The sequence below is a fragment of the Spiroplasma endosymbiont of Atherix ibis genome (assembly GCF_964020005.1).
GTDB lineage: Bacteria > Bacillota_I > Bacilli_A > Mycoplasmatales > Mycoplasmataceae > Spiroplasma_A.
This window is the reverse complement of record NZ_OZ026474.1, coordinates 116,213-136,354: the sequence shown is the minus strand read 5'-3', so window position 1 is coordinate 136,354 and position 20,142 is coordinate 116,213. Positions and strand designations below refer to the sequence as shown.

General features: G+C 23.4%; 20 protein-coding genes and 1 pseudogene. 9 read left to right on the top strand and 12 right to left on the bottom strand.

Annotation, left to right across the window (positions count from 1 at the left end):
* Positions 1–42 precede the first annotated feature (42 nt).
* Positions 43–1,689 carry a TrkH family potassium uptake protein gene (locus AACK92_RS00705; protein ID WP_339021106.1) on the bottom strand — a complete coding sequence of 549 codons (1,647 nt, stop codon included), beginning with the start codon at positions 1,687–1,689 and terminating at the stop codon, positions 43–45.
* An 89-nt stretch (positions 1,690–1,778) separates the two neighbouring features.
* Here AACK92_RS00705 and AACK92_RS00700 point away from each other — a divergent pair, with 89 nt between their 5' ends.
* Positions 1,779–2,474 (top strand): TrkA family potassium uptake protein, encoded by a 696-nt coding sequence (locus tag AACK92_RS00700; RefSeq protein WP_339021104.1) that lies wholly within the window; start codon positions 1,779–1,781, stop codon positions 2,472–2,474.
* Between the two features lie 7 nt (positions 2,475–2,481).
* Here the strand turns inward: AACK92_RS00700 and gatB are convergent, their stop codons facing one another.
* The 8 genes from gatB to AACK92_RS00660 all read right to left on the bottom strand — a co-directional run bounded on the left by gatB (position 2,482) and on the right by AACK92_RS00660 (position 13,260).
* On the bottom strand, positions 2,482–3,939 hold the full coding sequence (gene gatB, locus AACK92_RS00695) for an Asp-tRNA(Asn)/Glu-tRNA(Gln) amidotransferase subunit GatB (RefSeq protein ID WP_339021103.1): 1,458 nt from the start codon (positions 3,937–3,939) through the stop codon (positions 2,482–2,484).
* Positions 3,932–5,401 carry an amidase family protein gene (locus AACK92_RS00690; RefSeq protein WP_339021102.1) on the bottom strand — a complete coding sequence of 490 codons (1,470 nt, stop codon included), beginning with the start codon at positions 5,399–5,401 and terminating at the stop codon, positions 3,932–3,934. Before AACK92_RS00690 ends, gatB begins: the two co-directional genes overlap by 8 nt.
* 1 nt (position 5,402) lies before the next feature.
* Entirely contained in the window at positions 5,403–5,693 is a 291-nt protein-coding gene (gatC, locus tag AACK92_RS00685) for an Asp-tRNA(Asn)/Glu-tRNA(Gln) amidotransferase subunit GatC (RefSeq protein ID WP_339021100.1), read from the bottom strand.
* A gap of 4 nt (positions 5,694–5,697) precedes the next feature.
* Positions 5,698–7,692 (bottom strand): NAD-dependent DNA ligase LigA, encoded by a 1,995-nt coding sequence (ligA, locus tag AACK92_RS00680; protein ID WP_339021099.1) that lies wholly within the window; start codon positions 7,690–7,692, stop codon positions 5,698–5,700.
* Between the two features lie 10 nt (positions 7,693–7,702).
* On the bottom strand, positions 7,703–9,313 hold the full coding sequence (locus AACK92_RS00675) for a hypothetical protein (RefSeq protein ID WP_339021097.1): 1,611 nt from the start codon (positions 9,311–9,313) through the stop codon (positions 7,703–7,705).
* Between the two features lie 83 nt (positions 9,314–9,396).
* A complete protein-coding gene (locus AACK92_RS00670; protein ID WP_339021095.1) occupies positions 9,397–11,301 on the bottom strand; it encodes a hypothetical protein in 1,905 nt (634 codons plus the stop codon).
* A 39-nt stretch (positions 11,302–11,340) separates the two neighbouring features.
* Positions 11,341–12,234 carry an RluA family pseudouridine synthase gene (locus tag AACK92_RS00665; RefSeq protein ID WP_339021094.1) on the bottom strand — a complete coding sequence of 298 codons (894 nt, stop codon included), beginning with the start codon at positions 12,232–12,234 and terminating at the stop codon, positions 11,341–11,343.
* Positions 12,235–12,261: 27 nt separating this feature from the next.
* Entirely contained in the window at positions 12,262–13,260 is a 999-nt protein-coding gene (locus tag AACK92_RS00660) for a CPBP family intramembrane glutamic endopeptidase (RefSeq protein ID WP_339021093.1), read from the bottom strand.
* A gap of 142 nt (positions 13,261–13,402) precedes the next feature.
* Here AACK92_RS00660 and AACK92_RS00655 point away from each other — a divergent pair, with 142 nt between their 5' ends.
* Both AACK92_RS00655 and AACK92_RS00650 read left to right on the top strand, forming a co-directional pair.
* On the top strand, positions 13,403–13,687 hold the full coding sequence (locus AACK92_RS00655) for a hypothetical protein (RefSeq protein WP_339021092.1): 285 nt from the start codon (positions 13,403–13,405) through the stop codon (positions 13,685–13,687).
* A complete protein-coding gene (locus tag AACK92_RS00650; RefSeq protein ID WP_339021091.1) occupies positions 13,666–14,331 on the top strand; it encodes a hypothetical protein in 666 nt (221 codons plus the stop codon). The genes AACK92_RS00655 and AACK92_RS00650 overlap by 22 nt, the downstream gene beginning before the upstream one ends.
* On the opposite strand, the gene AACK92_RS00645 is transcribed toward AACK92_RS00650, so the two are convergent.
* The 3 genes from AACK92_RS00645 to AACK92_RS00635 are packed head-to-tail and all read right to left on the bottom strand — an operon-like array spanning position 14,309 to position 15,458.
* Positions 14,309–14,662 (bottom strand): integrase core domain-containing protein, encoded by a 354-nt coding sequence (locus AACK92_RS00645; RefSeq protein ID WP_339021745.1) that lies wholly within the window; start codon positions 14,660–14,662, stop codon positions 14,309–14,311. The two genes, AACK92_RS00650 and AACK92_RS00645, sit on opposite strands and share 23 nt — an antisense overlap.
* An 11-nt stretch (positions 14,663–14,673) precedes the next feature.
* Complete coding sequence (locus AACK92_RS00640; protein WP_339021089.1) at positions 14,674–15,162, bottom strand: hypothetical protein; 489 nt, start codon at positions 15,160–15,162, stop codon at positions 14,674–14,676.
* Positions 15,129–15,458 (bottom strand): hypothetical protein, encoded by a 330-nt coding sequence (locus AACK92_RS00635; protein ID WP_339021087.1) that lies wholly within the window; start codon positions 15,456–15,458, stop codon positions 15,129–15,131. The genes AACK92_RS00640 and AACK92_RS00635 overlap by 34 nt, the downstream gene beginning before the upstream one ends.
* 156 nt (positions 15,459–15,614) lie before the next feature.
* Between AACK92_RS00635 and AACK92_RS00630 the strand changes: the two genes are divergently transcribed.
* The 6 genes and pseudogenes from AACK92_RS00630 (at position 15,615) to AACK92_RS00595 (ending at position 20,142) form a co-directional block, all read left to right on the top strand.
* On the top strand, positions 15,615–15,857 hold the full coding sequence (locus tag AACK92_RS00630) for a lipoprotein (RefSeq protein ID WP_339021085.1): 243 nt from the start codon (positions 15,615–15,617) through the stop codon (positions 15,855–15,857).
* 218 nt (positions 15,858–16,075) lie between these two features.
* Positions 16,076–17,878: pseudogene (gene lepA, locus AACK92_RS05800) on the top strand (translation elongation factor 4).
* Positions 17,879–17,882: 4 nt separating this feature from the next.
* Positions 17,883–18,008, top strand: a complete 126-nt coding sequence (locus AACK92_RS00610) for a hypothetical protein (protein WP_339021080.1) — start codon at positions 17,883–17,885, stop codon at positions 18,006–18,008.
* The gene (locus tag AACK92_RS00605; protein ID WP_339021743.1) at positions 18,009–18,308 is read left to right on the top strand and encodes a GNAT family N-acetyltransferase; all 300 of its coding nucleotides are present in this window, start codon (positions 18,009–18,011) and stop codon (positions 18,306–18,308) included. It abuts the gene before it with no gap.
* A 364-nt stretch (positions 18,309–18,672) separates the two neighbouring features.
* Positions 18,673–19,212: a hypothetical protein gene (locus AACK92_RS00600; RefSeq protein WP_339021078.1), complete on the top strand. Its 540-nt coding sequence runs from the start codon at positions 18,673–18,675 to the stop codon at positions 19,210–19,212.
* 63 nt (positions 19,213–19,275) lie between these two features.
* Positions 19,276–20,142, top strand: a complete 867-nt coding sequence (locus AACK92_RS00595; RefSeq protein ID WP_339021077.1) for a hypothetical protein — start codon at positions 19,276–19,278, stop codon at positions 20,140–20,142.

The window sequence follows — 20,142 nt, the reverse complement described above, 5'->3', positions numbered from 1 at the left end:
AATATGATTAATTTAATTTTTTTTATTAAAATTAAAAATATTTTATCCAATTGTAACCTCTTCTTCTAAATATCCATAATTCTGTTTATTTTTAGGTTTTACAAAAGCAATCAATGTATTTGAAATACCTAATTGACCTATAAACATAGTTATAACAAGCATAATTTTACTTATAACTCCAAGTTGAATTATTTGTTCATTTGGAAATGGTTGAAAACCAACTGTTCCAAAAGCACTACATACATACATTATTAACTTAATAATTGTTGCTTCAGTATGCTTTGTATTGTCAGTTCCATATAACATCTTGTTACTATCTAAATAAACTACAAAGATACTTGTAATAACAATAAATAATGAAATAAATACTACAGCAAATGATCTTTTTACAGTTTCATCTGGTATTTTTCTTTTAAAAGCTTCTACAGATTTTTTATTTCTTATAATTGAGAAAATAGCTAAAATACATATTGCAAAAGTAGTTGTTCTAATTCCTCCTGCTGTTGAAGAAGGAGCAGCTCCTATAAACATTCAAATTGATAATATAAATTTACTTCCAGCATTAAAATTATTAACATCAACTGTTGCAAAACCAGCATTTCTTGTAGAAGAAACATTAAAAATTAAGTCCATTATTCAAACATTTGCAGGCTTTCAACCAGTTGGTACTCATTGTTTTACTTCAACTGATCCTCCACCATGAACCATTTTAGTATATTTCTGCTCAACACCATCTAAAAGAATTTTGCTATTCTCCACAGTTAATCATTCAGTTAAAAAAACTAATATTGGACCTAATATAAACAATGTTATATAAGTTATAAAATTTAATTTAGTAAACAAAGAAAATTTAACAATTTTCCCTTGTTTTTTTGCTTTAATTTTTTTCTTAATATCATGATAAGTTGGATAACCTAATCCTCCTATAACTCATTGAAATAGAAAAGTAACTTGTATTAAATATCCAGCTGATCCTGGTTGATTATAGGGAACAAGTGAGCTACCACTTATAATATCAAAACCAGCGTTATTTGTAGCACTTATAGAATGAAAAATAGCTGCTCAAAGAGACCTTCCAAAGTCATTATAAGCATTTGTAACAGAATCTTTTTCAACATTTAAATTGTTAATATCAATAGGAGTAAAATAAAATCCAAAAAATAAAATAATTGAACCAACTATTTCTAAAGCAATTAAAAAAATAAATGCATCTTTAATCATTTCTACTGTATTTGATAAACTATTATTTCCTCTTTCTGATGAAGCTACATTTTGATCATCTAGTGAGATTTTTTTTCCAATCATAACTAAAAGTGAAATTTTAATTGTTAGTATACCAATACCTCCAATTTGACACATAATAATAATTAATAATTGACCTATAAATGAATAACCTGTATTTGTTTGTACAATTGTAATACCCGTATCTGATATAGCACTTGATGCAGTAAATATTCCAGTAATAAAGTTTCAATAATTATTTGAATCTTTTACAACTCCAGGAATTGAAAGTAAAAAACCTCCAATAATAATAGCTAATACATATGCTATAATAATTTTTCCACTAACACGAGAAAAAGGTCATCAGTTTTTTAATTTATAAAAGAATTTCTCATTTTGTTTTTTTGGTTCTTTAGTTTTTTTAATTTTTTTATTATTTTCTTGTTCTATATTTAAAGAATTTTTCACCAAAAATACCTCTTTCAAATCTACATTAAATTATACATTAAACCCTAAAAGAGTTGTATAATTTAAAGAGTTAGAAAGTTGGTGCTTATATGGCTAGAAAAAAAAGTTTTGCTATATTCGGTGCAAATTACTTTGGTTTATCAGTTGCTCAAACACTTGATGAAAAAAAGCAGCTGATTAAAATATTTGATTATGATGAAGAAAAATTAAACTTACATATCAATGAATTTGAATCTGTTGAAGGTATAGTATTAGATGCTACAAACAAAAATGCTTTAGAAAAAAATGGTATTTCTCAATATGATGGAGTTATTGTTTGTTTTGGAGGAAATATGGAATCAAGTATTTTAACAGTTTTAAATCTTTTAGATTTAGGTGTTGAAAATATTATAGTTAAAGCAAGAGATGAAAGACATAAAAGAATTTTGCTTGCTCTTGGTTTAGAAGAGGATAAAGTTATTATTCCTGATGTTATAACAGGTAAAATGGTTGCTACAAAATCACTATTTGATATTGAAAGTGAAGTACAGTCAATTGATAATGAATACGTATTTACAAGTATCACAGTAAAAGAAGAAAAAGTTATTGATAAATCAATTTTTGATACAGGTTTAAGTTCTAATAAAGATTTCAATATTATTCAAATAAAAAGAAATGGTAAAACATTACTTCCAGATGAATATACAATTCTAAAAGAAGGAGATATTCTTGGAGTATATGCAAAAAATAATATAGTAAATGATCTAGTTTTAAAAATTAGAGGTGAACAAGAAATTGAAGAATAAAAAAATGCTAACCTAAATTAGCATTTTTTAAATAATCTTGAATCATTCTAATAATAATTTCTGATGCTATTGTTGGGTTAACATTACCTTCAGTTTCTTTCATAAGTTGACCCATTAAAGTTTTTTCTATTCTTTCTTTTCTTTGTTCATATTGCTCTTTTATTAAAGAACTATTTTGTTCAATAATATTGTTTAATAATTTCTCTATTTCTTTTATATCAGAAATTAATTTTAGATTATTTTCCTCTACAATTTCTTTTACAGTTTTTTCAGTTTCAAAAGAAATTGGTAAAATTAATTTTACATGTTTTGAAGAAATTAATTTTTTTTCTAACATTTTAATTATTTCACTAATATCTTTTGGTTTAAGTTTAGACTGACTCAAATCTATTGCATCTTTATTTAATAAAGCCTTAATATCAGTTATTAAATAATTTGCAACCTTTTTTGGATCAGATCCTAATACTATACATTCTTCAAAAAAATTAACTAAAGATAAATTTGAAAGAATATAATTAGTATCTTCATTAGAAAGTTGATATTTTTTAATATACTTTTCTCTTTTTTGTGAAGCTAACTCTGGGGAGTTTTTTAAAACTTCTTTAGTTCATTTTTCATCTAATTTAATTGGAAATATATTTGGTTCTCTAAAATATTTATAATCAATAGCATTATCTTTTTTTCTCATTAAAACTGTTTCTTGAGTATTTTCATCAAATCTTCTTGTCTCTTGTTGAATACTTTCACCTGATAACAAAATTTTTGATTGTCTACTAATTTCAAATTCAATTGCTTTTTTAACATTATTTAAAGAGTTTAAATTTTTAATTTCTACTTTTGGACCAAATTTTGAATATCCATAAGGTCTTAAAGAAATATTTATATCACATCTTAATGAACCTTCATTCATTTTAACATCGCTTACACCAAGATATAATAAAATCTCTCTAAGTTTATTTACATATTCAACTGCCTCATTGACACTTCTTATGAAAGGTTTTGAAACTATTTCAATCAAGCCAACACCACTTCTATTAAAATCTATATAAGTTAATTCACCTTTATGTGTTTGTTTTGCAGTGTCTTCTTCTATATGTAATCTTTCAATTTCAATAACTTTATTACTTCCATTTTCTAAAGTAATCTCAATTTTGCCTTCTTTTCCAATTGGAAAAAATTGTTGTGTAATTTGAAAACCTTTTACTAAATCTGGGTAAAAATAATTTTTTCTATCAAATCTTAAAAGAGGATCAATTTTCATTTTTAATGCATTACATGCAAGTAAAGCTAATCTAACTCCTTCTTTATTTACAGAAGGTAATGCACCAGGATAACCCATATCAACTTCAGAAACTTGTGAATTTGGAATCTGTCCATATGTAACTGGACCTAAACCAAACATTTTAGAATTAGTTTTTAATTCTACATGGTTTTCAATTCCTATAATTACTTCAAAGTTATTCAATTAAATCAACTACTTGTCTAAAATTTTTTAAGATTATATCCTCTAAAAATTTTGCTGCTTGTAAAACTTTTAAATCATTTTTTGGTTTTGCATTTAAATTAATTCCTATTGGCATATTATCTTGAGTTACAAAAGGAATTGTAATTGAAGGCATACCATTAAAATTAGCTAAAATTAAAATATATTCTACAAATGAACCTTCATTATCTTCTTTTTGTTCTACATCTACTCCATAAACATTATTAACAATTGGTGCTGGTTTTAATGTTGGGGGAACAATTAAAATGTCTACTTGACTATATAATTTTTCTAAAGCTTCTACAATTAATCTTCTGACTTTTTTTGATTTTGATAAAAGAATTTCTTGATTTTCTGATTTAAGTTGATAACTTCCTATAATGAATCTTCTTTTTACAGTATCTCCAAAACCTTGAGTTCTAGAATTTTTTATTATTTCTTTATAATCTTTCCCCTTAGCTCTTAGACCAAATTTAATTCCATCTAAATTAGAATGTGTTGAAACTCCTTCTGCAAAAGATATCATCATATACGTTGCTGGAATAGCTTCTAATAGTTTCTTATCAAAATCCAATTCTATAACTTCATGACCATTTTGCTTTAAAATTTCATATAGTTTTTGATAATCTTTTTTTAATTGACCCTCTAAATATTTATCAACATGTTTAATATATCCAAATTTAACTTTTTCATCTAAATTATTAATATTTTTTACAAATTCATTTTTATTATCAATTGATGTAAAATCTTTTTCATCTTTTTCATATGTTGCTTCACATAAATAACTTAAATCTTCAACATTATTTGTAAAAAAACCTAAATGATCTAAACTTGGAGCATAAGGAATTGCTCCATATCTTGAGATTGATCCATATGTGGGTTTAAAACCAACTACACCATTTAAGCTTGCAGGTTTTCTAATCGAATCTCCTGTATCTCCTCCAGTTGCAAAAGGAACAATACCTTTTGCAACAGCATATGCACTACCACTTGAACTTCCCCCAACAATTCTATTATTATCATATGGGTTTCTTACTTCTCCATTAAATGAAAATAAACCTGTTCCACCCATTGAAAGTTCATCAAGAGCTGCTTTACCAATCATAATTGAATTTGACTCTTGAAATTTTTCTGCAATAGTTGCATTAAAAGATGGAATATAATTTGATAAAATTTTAGAACCAGCTGTTGTTAAAACTCCTTTTGTAGAAATATTATCTTTATGAATAAAAGGTATACCATATAAAATATTTTCCTTATCAATATTTTTTTGAAGTTCTTTTGCTTTTTCTAACGCTTCTTCTTTACATAAAGTAATTAAAAAATTACTTTTCATCTCTTTTTCTGATGCTTTTAAAACATCATTTACTAAGTCAATAATAGTAATTTCCTTGTTTATTAATTTATTGTGAATATTTTTTAATGTAACTTTCTTAAAATTCATATTATTTAACCACCTTTGTAATTGTTAAAAAATCACCTTCTGTACTTGGTGCATTCTTTAGAATTTCACTTTGAGATAAAACATTAACTTTATTATCTTCTCTTAAGTATGTTTGTGAAATATCAAATGGATAATGCAATTCTTCTACATTTGTAGTATCAATTGATAAAACCTTTTCAAATTTCTTTAATAAATCATTTTCATATTTAAGAATATTTTCAAGTTCATCTTTACTTAAAGTTAACATTGCATCTTCTTGAAGTTCTTCTAATAATTCTAAATTTATTTTCATTTTTTTATTCACCTATAATTTCTAATAAACTTTCTTCAGAAATAATTTCAATTCCTAATTTTTCAGCTTTTTCTAATTTACTACCAGCTTCTTTACCTGCTAATAAAAAATCAGTTTTTCTGCTAACTATATCAATTACTTTAGCTCCATATTCTTCAAGTAAATCCTTAAAATAATTTCTAGGTTTACTTAATGTACCTGTTATAACAAAACTTTTCAAAGTTATTTTATCATTATTTTTTGATCCTTCATTACCTAAATAAATCATATTAATATTTTCTTCATTTAATTTATTAATTAATTGCAGATTTTGTTTTATTTCAAATCAATCACAAACAGATTTTGTAACAATAGGTCCTACATCATTAATTTGTTCTAATTCTTCAAAACTTACTTTTGAGATATTTTCCATTGTTTTAAAACTTATTGCTAAAGTTTTTGCTGTTTTTTTTCCAACATGTCTAATTCCTAGACCAAAAAATAATTTTTCTAATGAGCTATTTTTTGATTTCTCAATTGATTCTAATAAATTAGTTACAGATTTTTTTCCCATTTTATCCAATTGAATAAGTTCATTTTTAAATTTATTTAATTTATAAATATCTGCAACATTTTTAATAAATTTATTTTCAAAAAGTTTTTCAATAATTTTTATACTTAAACCTTCAATATTCATTGCATCTCTAGAAACAAAATGCTCAAGCCCTCTAATAATTTTTCTTGGACATTCAAAATTAATACAATACTGATCTACTTCCCCCTCAACTCTTTCTAAATTTGAATTACATACTGGGCATTTTATTTCTTCAACTCATATAGTTAAGCTTTTATATTTTTTATCCTTAATTGGTTCAATTACTTCAGGAATAATATCTCCAGCTTTTTTTATTTTAACTTTTCCTCCAACTCTTATATCTCTTTGAATAATAAAATCAGCATTATGTAAAGTTGCTGCTTGAACAATAGTTCCTGAAATTTGAACAGGTTCTAAAGAAGCATTATAAGTTATTCTTCCCGTTCTTCCTACTGTTGCATAAATATTTTTCAATATTGTTTCTTTAACTTCAGCAGGAAATTTAAAGGCTATAGCTCATTTTGGAGATTTTGAAGTATATCCTACTTTTTCATAAAGATCAAAATCATTTATTTTAATTACAACTCCATCAATTTCATATTCTAATTTTTCTCTTTGTGCTTCAATAAATTTGATATGATTATAAACTTCTTCAATATCATTACAAATTTTTCCCAATTTATTTACTTTGAAATTCATTTTTTCTAAGTAATTTAATGATTCACTATGTGTGTTAAATTTCTCTCTATCCATAAAATAATATAAAAATGCATCAAGTTTTCTTGAAGCTGCAATAGATGAATCTAATTGCCTTAAAGTTCCTGCTGCAGCATTTCTTGGATTAGCAAATAACTCCTCGTCATTATTTTGTCTTTGTTTATTTATTTTTTCAAATTCAGTTTTAGATAAAAATACTTCCCCTCTAATTTCAACATAATCATTTTTATCTGAAATTGATAAAGGAATACTTTTTATTGTTTTTACATTTGAAGTTACATCTTCTCCATAAATTCCATTTCCTCTTGTTACACCTTTAAAGAAACTACCATTTTTATAAATTAAAGAGATTGATAATCCATCTATTTTTGGTTCAACAAAAAAATTATATTTCTTATTCTCAATCTCTTTAAAAATTTGTTCATCAAAAGTTTTTAAATCTTCTTTGTTAAATGCATTAGATAAACTTAACATAGGTAATTTATGTTTATACTTTTCAAATTTATCCATTACTTGACCACCAACTTTTTGTGTTGGTGAATCATCAGTTTTAAATTCTGCATTTTCTTCTTCCAATTTTATTAACTCGTTTAAATTTTTATCATATTCAGAATCATCAACTATAGGACTATCCAAAACATAATATGCATAATTTCATTTTTTTAAATTTTCTTTTAATTTTTCAATTCTTTTTTTAATTTCTTTCATATATGCTCCTTTAAAAACTTAATCTTGAGTATTTTTTAATAACAATAATTTCTGCATTTTTTTTCTTTACTTTTTTCTGTTTAATTGAATATGGAATAGCATTAATAAGTGAAAATAATAAAACAAATAAAACTTTTCCATTTGTTTCAAACATTTTTGGATAAAAGACACTTATAAATCTAACTGATATAGGGTTATAGAATGTTAAATAACTTATTAAAAATAAATCAACTATATTTGTTAACAAATCACATTTTATTTTTTTTCTAAAGAAAACTCAAACAAAAGATACTACTAATAAAGACATTGAAATTATAAATACCAAAGATTGTTTTGCAATATTATTTTTAATTACAGAAAGTCAAATATATAAAATATTTAGAGAGTTAAATTTATCTAAAATTATATTCTCATTAAAAGCTAAAATAAAAGCTGTTGATATTGTCATAAAAAATATTGGTACAAAAAGAACTATAAATATACTTCTGTTCTCTAAAAAATTCTCAAACTTAATAACAAAACTATACTTTCTATTCATTAATATGGAAGTAATAATCATAAGAAAAAGAACTGCTCCAAATACAATTACTTGTATATAAAGACTTAAAATAATATTATAGAAAATAAAACAAACCATTGGAAATAGTACAATTTTTAAAATATCTTTTGTAAAATTTTGATTAAACTTTCTTTGAATTATAAAAATAAATGCATATAACAAGAAAAGAATTTGATATGAACTTTCTCAAGAAAATGAAATATAACCTCCAAGAACTAAACCAATTAAAATTGGATTATATCTTTCTCTATTATTAAATGTTGTATATCTAAGTAGCATAATTATTGCATAAAAAATTAAATAAAGTAAAATCATATATCCACTAAATATTGAATATTCTAGTTTTCAAAATACTAATCTAGTTATCATAAAAAGTACTAAACTTGATAAAAATAAAATAATCTTATTATTATTTTTAGTTTTTAAAGAAAATGATTCATAAAATGTAAAGAAGATTGAAGATATTAAAAATGCATCTAAAATTATTGATAAAGGAATTAATAAATCTTTATATTGATAAGGTTTAACATTTGCAATCATAATAGTTGATAATTGAAAACTATACCATCCTTGAAATGGTTTAAATCCTAAAAAGTTATATAATGTAGAATCATTGAAAAAAGAAACTGAATTACCTTTTAATCAATATAAAATTGCTAATGTATTTTTATGCCTACTAAAATTTTCTTTTGAGATATACATCATAGAAAAATAATTTATAACTATGAAAATGCAAACTACAATTATAAAAAATAAAGAATCTAATTTAAAAAAATTAGTATTTAATCAAAATCTCATAAAGACAAAACAAAATAATAAATATATTATAGATATGGCAAAAATATAGTAAATAAAGAATATGTAAGGTAAAACTGAAATAAGTTGTAGTGGAAATGTAAATACAGAGAGAAATGTAAAATAACTGAAAAAACCTGTAGCAATAGCTACAAAATAATTTTTTATTTTAAATTTAAAAAGTTCAATTGCAATTAGACCTGATGTATAAAACATAAATAAATACAAAATAGAAATTCCAATAGCAATAAACAATGAACCTGACATATTATCACCTTTATAAATTATAGCATCTCAAAGCAGCTTAAATATTCTTAAAAATTAAATAAAAAAATCGACTAAAATCGATTTTATTTACCCTTTAATTTATAAATACTTTCATTTTTAGGATTTATTTTTATTTCTGCAAGATCATCTATAATCTCACTATTAATTGTTGTATCTTCAATTCCATACATAGCTTGAGATATTTTATCACTGTTATCAACTATTTCATCAATATCTATGCCATATTCTTCAAAACGTTTTTTTCTAGCCTCTGTTGATTTTTTTAATAAAATTCTTTGAACTATAGGTAGATTTTTCATAATTCCATTAAATGATTTTGCATTTAATAAATAAGAAAATAAAATTAATATAAAAATAGATGTGAAAATTAATCCAAAAAACATTCCAATTAATGGAGCAATATGAGCATTTGTTGATGTAGCTGTTTTAATATCCAATTTTTTACTAATATATAAAATATTTAGTAAAATTACTATAAATGTAGGAACTACTAAAATTAAAAAGTTATTTAAAACATATTTTTTATTTGAATTATATGTAACATATTTTCAAACATAAACTCATAAATAGGAATATCTAATAATTAAACATAATAATTTTATTGAATACATTACAACTACTCCCACAATTAATTTATTTATTCCTCCAACACCACTAGCAACTAACATAAATGTAATTAAAGGAGCTGAAATGACATAAACAATACCAACAATATTTTGAAATTTAGATACTTCTCCATATCTCCCTTTTGCTTGTATTAAAGTCATTTGTCCATCACATAAAATAGTGAATGCTGTTACAGTAGCATATAATATTGAAAAATTAGGAGTATAAAACATATATTCGAATGCTTTTTGACTTGCTAAATCATTTTTAATGTTATTATTTTGAGCATATAAAGCACTAACAAAATATGGAGATAAAATAGACATATTTATAAATGTAAAAGCAGCTATTAAATAAGTATACAATTCATATTTTGTATAACTTTCTCAATTTATTCTTCCTCTTTTTGCCACTAAAGTTACAAAAAACTCTCTAAAAGAAACAACAAAATTTGTCATAATCAGTCTAACATTTAAAGCAACAACTAAATAAAGTGATAAAGTTGACGAGACATTCAATCCTAAAATAACAGAAACTATTGCGATATCTGAATTTAATAATAGTGATGAACCTAATGTTGATCATGATATTTTGCTTTGTGTAGTATTAAGTTTAAAACTATTAAAATCTTTATAGTATTTCAATCATAAGTATTTTCTCTTAACATACATATAAATTAATAAACCTTTAATAGGTGAATAGAAAAATGTTGGAATAAAAGGAATTATAGGATTTTTAGTTTTTGCAAGTAAAAAGAAAGTTAAACCACTTACTAAAACATCTGTAAATAAAATTATTATTCTTCTAATAACATTTTTATTATTGGCAATAATTATGGTTTCATAAACACTAAATCAATAAGCTGAAATAAAATTTTTTGTTCCAAAAATTAATGCAACTAATATTAGCATTCAGTATTTTGCATTAGCATAAGTAATACCTTCTTTATCAACTAAACCAATGCCTGCGTTTTCTCAAGAGGAAGGATTCAATATATTTCCTCCTCCTGATTTAACTCCAGCATAAAGTGGATAAGCAACAGCAGTTAGTGAAACTAAAATTAATCCTATAATTGCAGATTTTTTAAAACTTTTCTTTGTTGTTGAATAAATTTCATTTGCACTTATTCAATCGTTGTTAACTAAAGGTTTAACTAGTAAAATAGAAGCTGCAATACCAAGAGCTCCTTCTGCAGTTGAAATTATAGCAGAAAAAGATGTAACCAAACGTACAAACCCGTTAAACTCTGTACCAAATTTTTCTAAAACTCAGTACATAGTCAAAAACTGAATTATAGCATTAAGAATAGAAATTGTTGTACCAACAATTACACTGAATATACCTTGTTTTGTAGATAACATTGACAACCTCCTAGAAAAAACATTACATTAATTTTAACATTAAAAATTATATTTTGATTTATATTCATTATCATTTAAATATGCTAAATGACCATCAAAATTTTTAAATATTATTTTATATGCAATCAAGTCAATTTCTTTTAATTCACTTCTTTTAGCACCATATCTAAAATCCTTACATATTGGTGATTTATAAAAATTGCATACAGCTCTGATTTGGTGTTTTCTTCCTGTTAATATTTGAATTTCATAAATATTTTTTTGTTCATCAATTAAAGTATTTATTTGTTCTACTTTTTTAGCATTATTAAACTTTTCTACTCTAAATTTTGCTTTTTGATTATCATTATCATATTTTATATAACCTTTAATGCTACCTACTTGTAAGTTATTATTTTCTGTTTTTGCTAAATATAATTTAGTAATATTGTTTTTATTGTTTAATTCTTTTAAAAGAGTATCTAAAGTAATTTTATTTTTAGAATATATTACTAAACCTTTTGTTAATTTATCAATTCTATGAACATGACTTATAACAAAACTATTTTCTTGTTCTGGATTATAGTCTCCTTTACTTTTCAAATAACTTTTAACCATTTGATCTAAATTAATATTAATTGGTGAATGAACTTCTAAATTTGGCTGTTTGTCAACAATTAGTATATTCTCATCTTCATATATGATTTCTAAATTAGAAAAATCTACTTCAATAAATTGATCTCTTTTTTTTGTTTGACTGCTATCATATATTTTAACTTCATCATCTAATTTAATTTTAATTTTACTATCTTTAACTTTTACATCATTTATTTTTATTTTTCCTTTTCGAAATCACTTGTAAATAATAGATAAATTTGTTGATTTAAAATTTTTTTTAATAAAATTAAAAATAGTTTGATCTACATCATTTTGATTTGCTTTAATTATTGTCATAAGTAACCTCTTATAATTTCTATTTTTTTAAAGTAAGATTAATACAAAAACTATTAAATTATTTAACATATGAATAAATCATGAAAACGTCATATTTCCTTTTGTATATAAAAATACTCCCGATAAAATAAAACCTGCTGCACTATAACTCATTATATGAACAAAATCAAAACTTGGACCTCAATGAACAAAACCAAAGAATAAAGAGCTTGAAACAAAACCAAGTCATTTATTTGATGCATTTAAATTAAAACTATTTCTTAAACATAATTCTTCACAAAAAGGTGCAATTATTACAGTTAATATAAATAACAAAATAGCATAAACTATTTTTACTTTTAAACCATACTTATTATCTTTTAAAATACTTTCCAATGAACTTTGATTGCTACTTTGTCCAGCACCTATTAGCTTACTTTCAATTAAATATTGAATTATAAAATTTATTATTAAAAACATTAAAGCAGTACAAATAATTGTTATTAAAATTATTTCTTTTCATTTATATTTAATTGTTTCTTTTAATCTTTTAAGGATTTTTCTATCATAAACTAAAGCAAGAGTAATAATAATTACTTCTGTTACTATCATTGTTAATAAAGAAGCAAAAAATTTAATAACCTCAATATTTTCAGTCAAAAAAAACTTTGTTAAAGGAAAAATAATTACAGAGATTATTTGTGGACCTAATATGAACATATAAACTCATGAATAGCCTCCTTTAAAAAATCCTGCTCCATTTCTAATACAATTAAATATCAATCCAATAGAAACAGATAGAATATATAAAAGTGAAAAAATTGAACTTGAAGAAAATGCTGAATTAGCATCAGCTACAAAAGGAATAAATAAAGCTAAAATAAAAGGTACTATTAAAACTGATGTAACAAAAATCATTCCATCAGTCTTATAATTTAAAATATCAAATCTAAATTTTGTCTCTTCACTTAAATCAAAATGTTTAGATCTAAAACTATTATTTTTATTTTTCAAATTATTTCAAAAATTATTTGAATTTTCTTTCATAAAATCACCTTAATTAATTTTACTACTAAATAAGAATATAAAAAAAAAAAAAAAACTCCTTTAGATATTTTAGATACTTAGACTGAGTTGAAAAAAGTAGGCATTAAAATTTATGTAAAATATTTAAAAGGAAGAAAAAAATATGGCAAAACTTGGTCAAAAATTTAGTAAATATAGTGAAGAATTTAAAGTAAATGTAATACTTTATGCAAATGAAAACGTTGTAACAAAAGCTTATAAAAAATATAAAGTGCCAATGGGAACAATTGGAACCTGACAATCAATCTATAGAACAGATAATAATTTATGCATTAATACAAAATCTAAAGAAGATAAATCAGAATTAGAAAATTTGAAGGAGAAATATGAATCCTTAAAAAAGTCTTTAACCTCATGAGAAACTACATGTCTAAAGAGGAAAAAATAAATTTTATTAAATCAAGAGATTATAAAACAACAATTAAGGAACTACTCGAGTTACTAAATTTAAAAAAATCCTATTGAGATAAATATAAAAATCATTGTTTCATAGATAAAAAAAATAAATTTGATTATATAAAATACGATATTTTAAAAGTATTTAATGATAATAGAAAGCAATTTGGATATAGGCAAGTTTCAAAAGAACTATCTCATAAATATTCAACATATATAATTCGAAAAGTAATGTGAGAAAATAAAATTATAGCTAGATTTGCTAAAAATCAATTAAAAAAAGCAAATAAAAGAAAACTACAAAATTCAAATTTAGAATATCCAGATCTTGTTAAAAGAAAATATAGTGCTGTCAAAGAAAAATACAAAATTTTATATACAGATATTACTTATTTAATTTGAAAAGGGAAGAAAGCTTATAAATCAACAATAATAGATGGATTCACAAAAGAAGTTATTTCATCAGATATTTCTTATAAAATGTCTGCAAAATTTGTAATTGCTACTTTAAAAAGAGCAATTAATGTTATTAAAAAAATAAAAGATCCGAGTGGAATAATTATTCACTCAGTCTATAAGGTTCCCCCTATAGAGGGAACGTTTTTTTATTTTTTTATCATTTTTTATTTATTCTAATTCTATCATTATTATAAAAATCTAATCATGCTCATGCTATTTTTAAGCATTGATTGATGTTTTCAATATGACATGTTCTTATAGTTTCATCTTTTAAACGACTATGAAAACTTTCATGCTTGCCATTATGATGAGGTGTTCCTGGTTTTGAATAACTTCTAATGATTTGCAAATCATTACATAAATTTATGTATTTTTCAGAAGTATATTGATTTCCATTATCTGAATGTAATAATATTGGACCTAAATATTTTTTATTTTTATATGCCATTTTTACAGCTTCAAGCACAAAATTTGTTTTTTGATTATCTATTATTTTAGATTTTCCTATTATTTCTCCAGTTAAATTATCTTGAACTGTGCAAATATAACTTTTTTTGTTTTAACTGAAAATTGAGTTATGTCACTAGTTCAAATGTTTTCAAATCCCATTTCTTTTGCTTCTTTAAGATAATTTTTTCTAATAGTTTCTTTATATTTTTTAATTTCATGTTTAGTTTGTTTCTTAATATAATATGCAATATGATTAAATTTTTTAAATATACGTTCTAATTTTTTGTGATTTATCCTAAAAGGGTCAATATAATTCAATTTAAAATATAAAGATCATCTTTTAGCACTATAAGCACTAAGAAAATTATTTTTTTCAATTTCTGAAATCACTAAATTCATAATTCTTGTATCATTGAGGAAATTCATTAAAGTTTTATTTTCTTTATATGTTGATGTTCTATTGATATTTAAAATTTTGCAAATTATTGTTCGATTATATTTAGTATTTATTAATAATTCCTGAATTATTTCTTTTTGGTTTCGCCCTTGGAGGCTCATTGCTTTTTTAAAATATTATTCTCCTTAATTAATTCTTTATTATAGTCGAATAGAACTCCTATAAACAAATCATTTGCCTTTTGAGATATGCTGTAATCTATTTTATAAGGCAAGCGAGGTTTTGCTTCACTTATCTTTGCATTTTTATATTTGTTAATTATTGTTACAATTGATCCAGTAGTTGAGTTAAATTTTAATGCTATTTCTTTTAGAGAATATCAATTCAAACTTAATTCAATAATTTTTTCTTTTTCTTCTTGAGTTCATTTTCTAAACTTTTGTCCTTTTTTAGCCATATATTTTTTCCTTTCTATTATTATATAAAAGTGTCTCCTAAAATGGGGGAACCTTCTAAACCTTCAATTTATTTTTTCGTATTTAAAACTTGACTTTTTTTTTTTTTTTTACAATTAGTAATATCGATTTGAATTGTTTTTAAAAAGTAGGAAAATATGAAAAACTTATTAAGTGTATTGGCAAAATTTGGAATTGTTGCTTCATCAGCTGTTAGTGTTGTTGCATGTGGTAAAAAAATAGACGATAAGAAAGTTTCTAAACCAAAAGTTGAATTAACTCAAGTAATTCAAAATTTTGAACAGGATGTGACAAAAATATGAACACAGCATTATGAAAAGGAGGTTTGCAACAAATTTAATTACTTTAGAAGATGCAAAATAACGATTATGAATTTTTAGTTAAATCAAATATTTAATATTATTTAAAACCAAAGAATAAAGATAAGGTGATATTTGAAGAAAAAATTGTTTTTTAATATAAATGAGCAAATAAAAAAATTAAAATAGTTTTAATTTTCAATTTTAAACTCTGTTAAAAACAGTCTATGATTTTTTATTTTTAATTATAAAAGAATATTGGTTATAATAATTAAGGAAAATATGGAGAATAATTATTTATGAATAAATCAAAAATTAGAAATTTCAGTATAATTGCTCATATTGATCATGGTAAATCTACTTTAGCCGATAAAATTCTTGAATTAACAGGAAGTGTTGAAAAAAGAGATATGCAAGCACAACTTTTAGATTCAATGGATATTGAAATAGAACGAGGAATTACAATTAAGTTAAACTCAGTTCAATTAAAATATAATGCAAAAGATGGAGAAAAATATATTTTTCATTTAATTGATACTCCTGGTCATGTAGATTTCACCTATGAAGTATAAAGAAGTTTAGCAGCTTGTGAAGGTGCTCTTTTAGTTGTTGATGCAAGTCAAGGAATTGAAGCTCAAACACTAGCTAATGTTTATTTAGCATTAGACAATAATTTAGAAATTGTTCCTGTAATTAATAAAATTGATCTACCAGCAGCAGAACCAGATAGAGTTAAATAAGAAATAGAAAAAGTAATAGGAATAGATTGCTCAAATGCTCCAATGATTAGTGCAAAAACTGGTTTAAATGTAGAGGATGTATTAGAAGCAATTGTAAATTTTATACCTTCTCCATTAGAAGCAGATGATTCAAAGCCTTTAAAAGCTTTAATATTTGATTCATATTATGATAAATACAGAGGAGTTATGGTTTCAGTTAGAATTATGGATGGAACTGTAAAAGTTGGAGAAACTATAAAAATGATGCAATCAGGAGCAACTTATGAAGTTACTGAACTTGGTGTAAAAACTCCTTTTGAAGTTAAAAAAAATAGTTTAGAAGCTGGAGAAGTTGGGTGAATTGCAGCTTCAATTAAAACTGTAAGAGATGTTCAAGTTGGAGATACAATTACAACTAAAAATAATCAAGCTAAACAAGTATTAACAGGATATAAAAAATTAAATCCAATGGTTTATTGTGGTATTTATCCTGTTGATACTGCAAAATATAAAGATTTAAAAGAAGCTTTAGAAAAAATATCTTTAAGTGATGCAAGTTTAGTTTATGAACCAGAAAGTTCTCAATCATTAGGTTTTGGTTTTAGATGTGGTTTTTTAGGATTATTACATATGGATGTTATTCAAGAAAGACTTGAAAGAGAATATGATTTAACTTTAATAGCAACTGCACCATCAGTTGTTTATAAAGTAACACAAACTAATAATGAAATAATTGAAATTGATAATCCAGCATTTTTACCAGATCCTCAAAAAATAAAGTTTATCCAAGAGCCTTTTGTGAAAGTTACAATTATGACCCCAGATCAGTATTTGGGTGATTTAATGAGTTTGTGTCAAGATAAAAGAGGTATTTATATTAATATTGAGTATGTTGATGATACGAGAAGAACTTTAATTTATGAAATGCCTTTAAATGAAATTGTTTTTGATTTCTTTAATAAGTTGAAATCAATGTCAAAAGGTTATGCTTAATTTGATTATGAACTAGTTGGTTACAAAACATCAAAACTTGTAAAAATGGATATTTTATTAAATGGAGATATAGTTGATGCTTTATCAACTATTGTACATAAAGATTTTGCTCAGGGAAGAGGAAGAATTTTAACTGAAAAATTAAAAGAAATAATACCAAGACAAAATTTTGAAGTACCAATTCAAGCAGCAATTGGAGGTAAAATAATTGCACTTGAAACTATCAAAGCAATGAGAAAAAATGTTTTAGCTAAATGTTATGGAGGAGATATTTCTCGTAAGAAAAAGTTACTTGAAAAACAAAAGGAAGGAAAGAAAAGAATGAAAGCTATTGGTTCAGTAGATGTTCCTCAAGAAGCTTTTATAGCTGTTCTTAAATTAGATGATTAATATGATGAAATTTTTAGTAGATTTTTCAAATGTAAACTTAGTATTTGATCAAGCATTAGAAATTAGAAAAAAAGTTTTTTGTGAAGAACAAAATTATCCTTTAGATGAAGAAATTGATGAATATGATTAATTAAGTTTTCATGTTATAGGTTTTTATAATAATAAAGAAATTTGTTGTGCTAGAATTGTTAAGAAAAATGAAGAATGATATTTAGGAAGAATTGCAGTTTTAAAAAAATTTAGAAGTCAAGGAATAGGTTTACAATTAGTGAATTATTTAGTTAATTTCACAACAGATAAATTAAAAGCAGATAAAATTTATTTAAATGCACAAGAAACAGCAATTAAATTATATGAAAAAATGGGATTTAAAATTGTTTCAGAACCTTTTTATGAAGGAACTATTAGACATTTTAAAATGGCAAGATAAAATTAAATAGTTTTTTGCTTTAATTTAGCAAAGAAAATTATATAATAAACTTTAAAGGTGGGAAAGAAATGAAACAAATTAAAATCTGAAGAATTATAATAACATTAATAATTTCTATAAGTTTAATTACTATTATACCTTGAATAGATGTAATTTCTCAAAATGACCTTAAAATAAAGTATACAATTTATTTTTCGTTAAAAAATTTTTATTTAATAAATTGAATAATATTAGTTAGTGGTTTTTTATATTTTATTATTACTTTATTTTCAAATATTTTAAAAAATAAAGCAGCTAGTGTGTTTTCATTTTTTAGTACAATTACTAGTTTTTCAATTATTATCATTTTATTACCTTTTATATTATGCCTTTATTTTGTTTATTGAGTATAGATTCAGTAATTTCAATTATTAGTATTTCAAAAGAACCAGCTATAAATACACAAAAAATGCAAACTGTAGTTCAAAAACAGCAACAAGTTCAAGAAAATATTATTGATAATTCTTCAAATATTAATACAACTGAAGCCAAAGATGTTTCAGAATTAAAAAATGAAATTCTTAATATGAAAAGTGGATTAAGTAAATCTTATGAAGAAGCTATAGATGAAATTGAAAGAACAGGAGCATTAAATGGTCTTGATATGTCTGAATTATTGAATGAAGATAAGAGCGAAAATGAAAATAAAATAATACCTTTTTCTATTGACAATCAAGAAAATAATAGAAATTTAGATTTTAAGAGAAATAGACAATTTGTTTCATCATCAGATGAAAATTTAATTATTCAAGATCCACTAGCAAGTTATTCTAGTGATTATGAAAATACTCAACCTTCAAATTTATTAGATAAAAATTATAAATATACTTCAAGAAGAAAAGATATAGATGATAGTGAAAATTAAAGAATTTAAACAAAATAATGTTTAAATTTATTTTTATGTAAAGTAAGATTGCTAGGTGAAAAAATGAAAAAAGAAAAAAATAAAGAGCACAAACTAAGAAAAATTAATTTTAAAAATTTTAAAACAACATCAGTTTTTTTTATGATAGTTATAGTAATTTTTAGAATTACTATGATTGCTTTTTGATTAATAGCACCAATAATTTTAGCTTTAAATGTTGGATTTGATGATGGTTTAAGAACTTTAGTTGAATTTATATGAGCATTAATTTTAAAAGGAAATAATAGTACATTAGAAACTAGAATAACAATTGATGTTGCTTCACCTTTATTATGATTTTTAATGATGATTATAATATTATTTGCAAGTGTAAAACCTTTTTTTAATAAGCTAACCTGGGGTAAAAGAGCTCATTTGGCTTTTAACTTTATTTTTTGACCAATTTTATTAACTGGTCTAATATATGGAATTTATTTTACAATTCCTTTTTATGAAATAGGAACAAAAACTAGTCCAACAGCTCCAAATGTAGATAAAACATGACAGTTATGGAAATCATTAAAAGACAAATTTACACCATATAGTGGTTGAATGATTACTTTGCAATGTATTTATGCAATATTTTTTTTATTTGGTATATTATCAATTTTTGAAGCCCATATGGTTAGAACAAGAAAATTAGATTATAGTGATTTTTTTGTTAAAGATAAATTTGCAAGAAGTTTATATAATCAAGTTATTGAAGGAAAAATTGAATTCGGAGAGTTTGATCCATTTCAAGTTGATAAAGAAGTTAAAAGAATAAGAAAAGAAACTATTGCAGAAGAGAGAAGAGAAAAAATTGAAGCTATTAAAAAAGCTGAAGAGGAAAGAATAAACAAAAGAAAAGAAAAAATGCAAAAAAAATTAAAAGGTAAAAAAACAAATTAA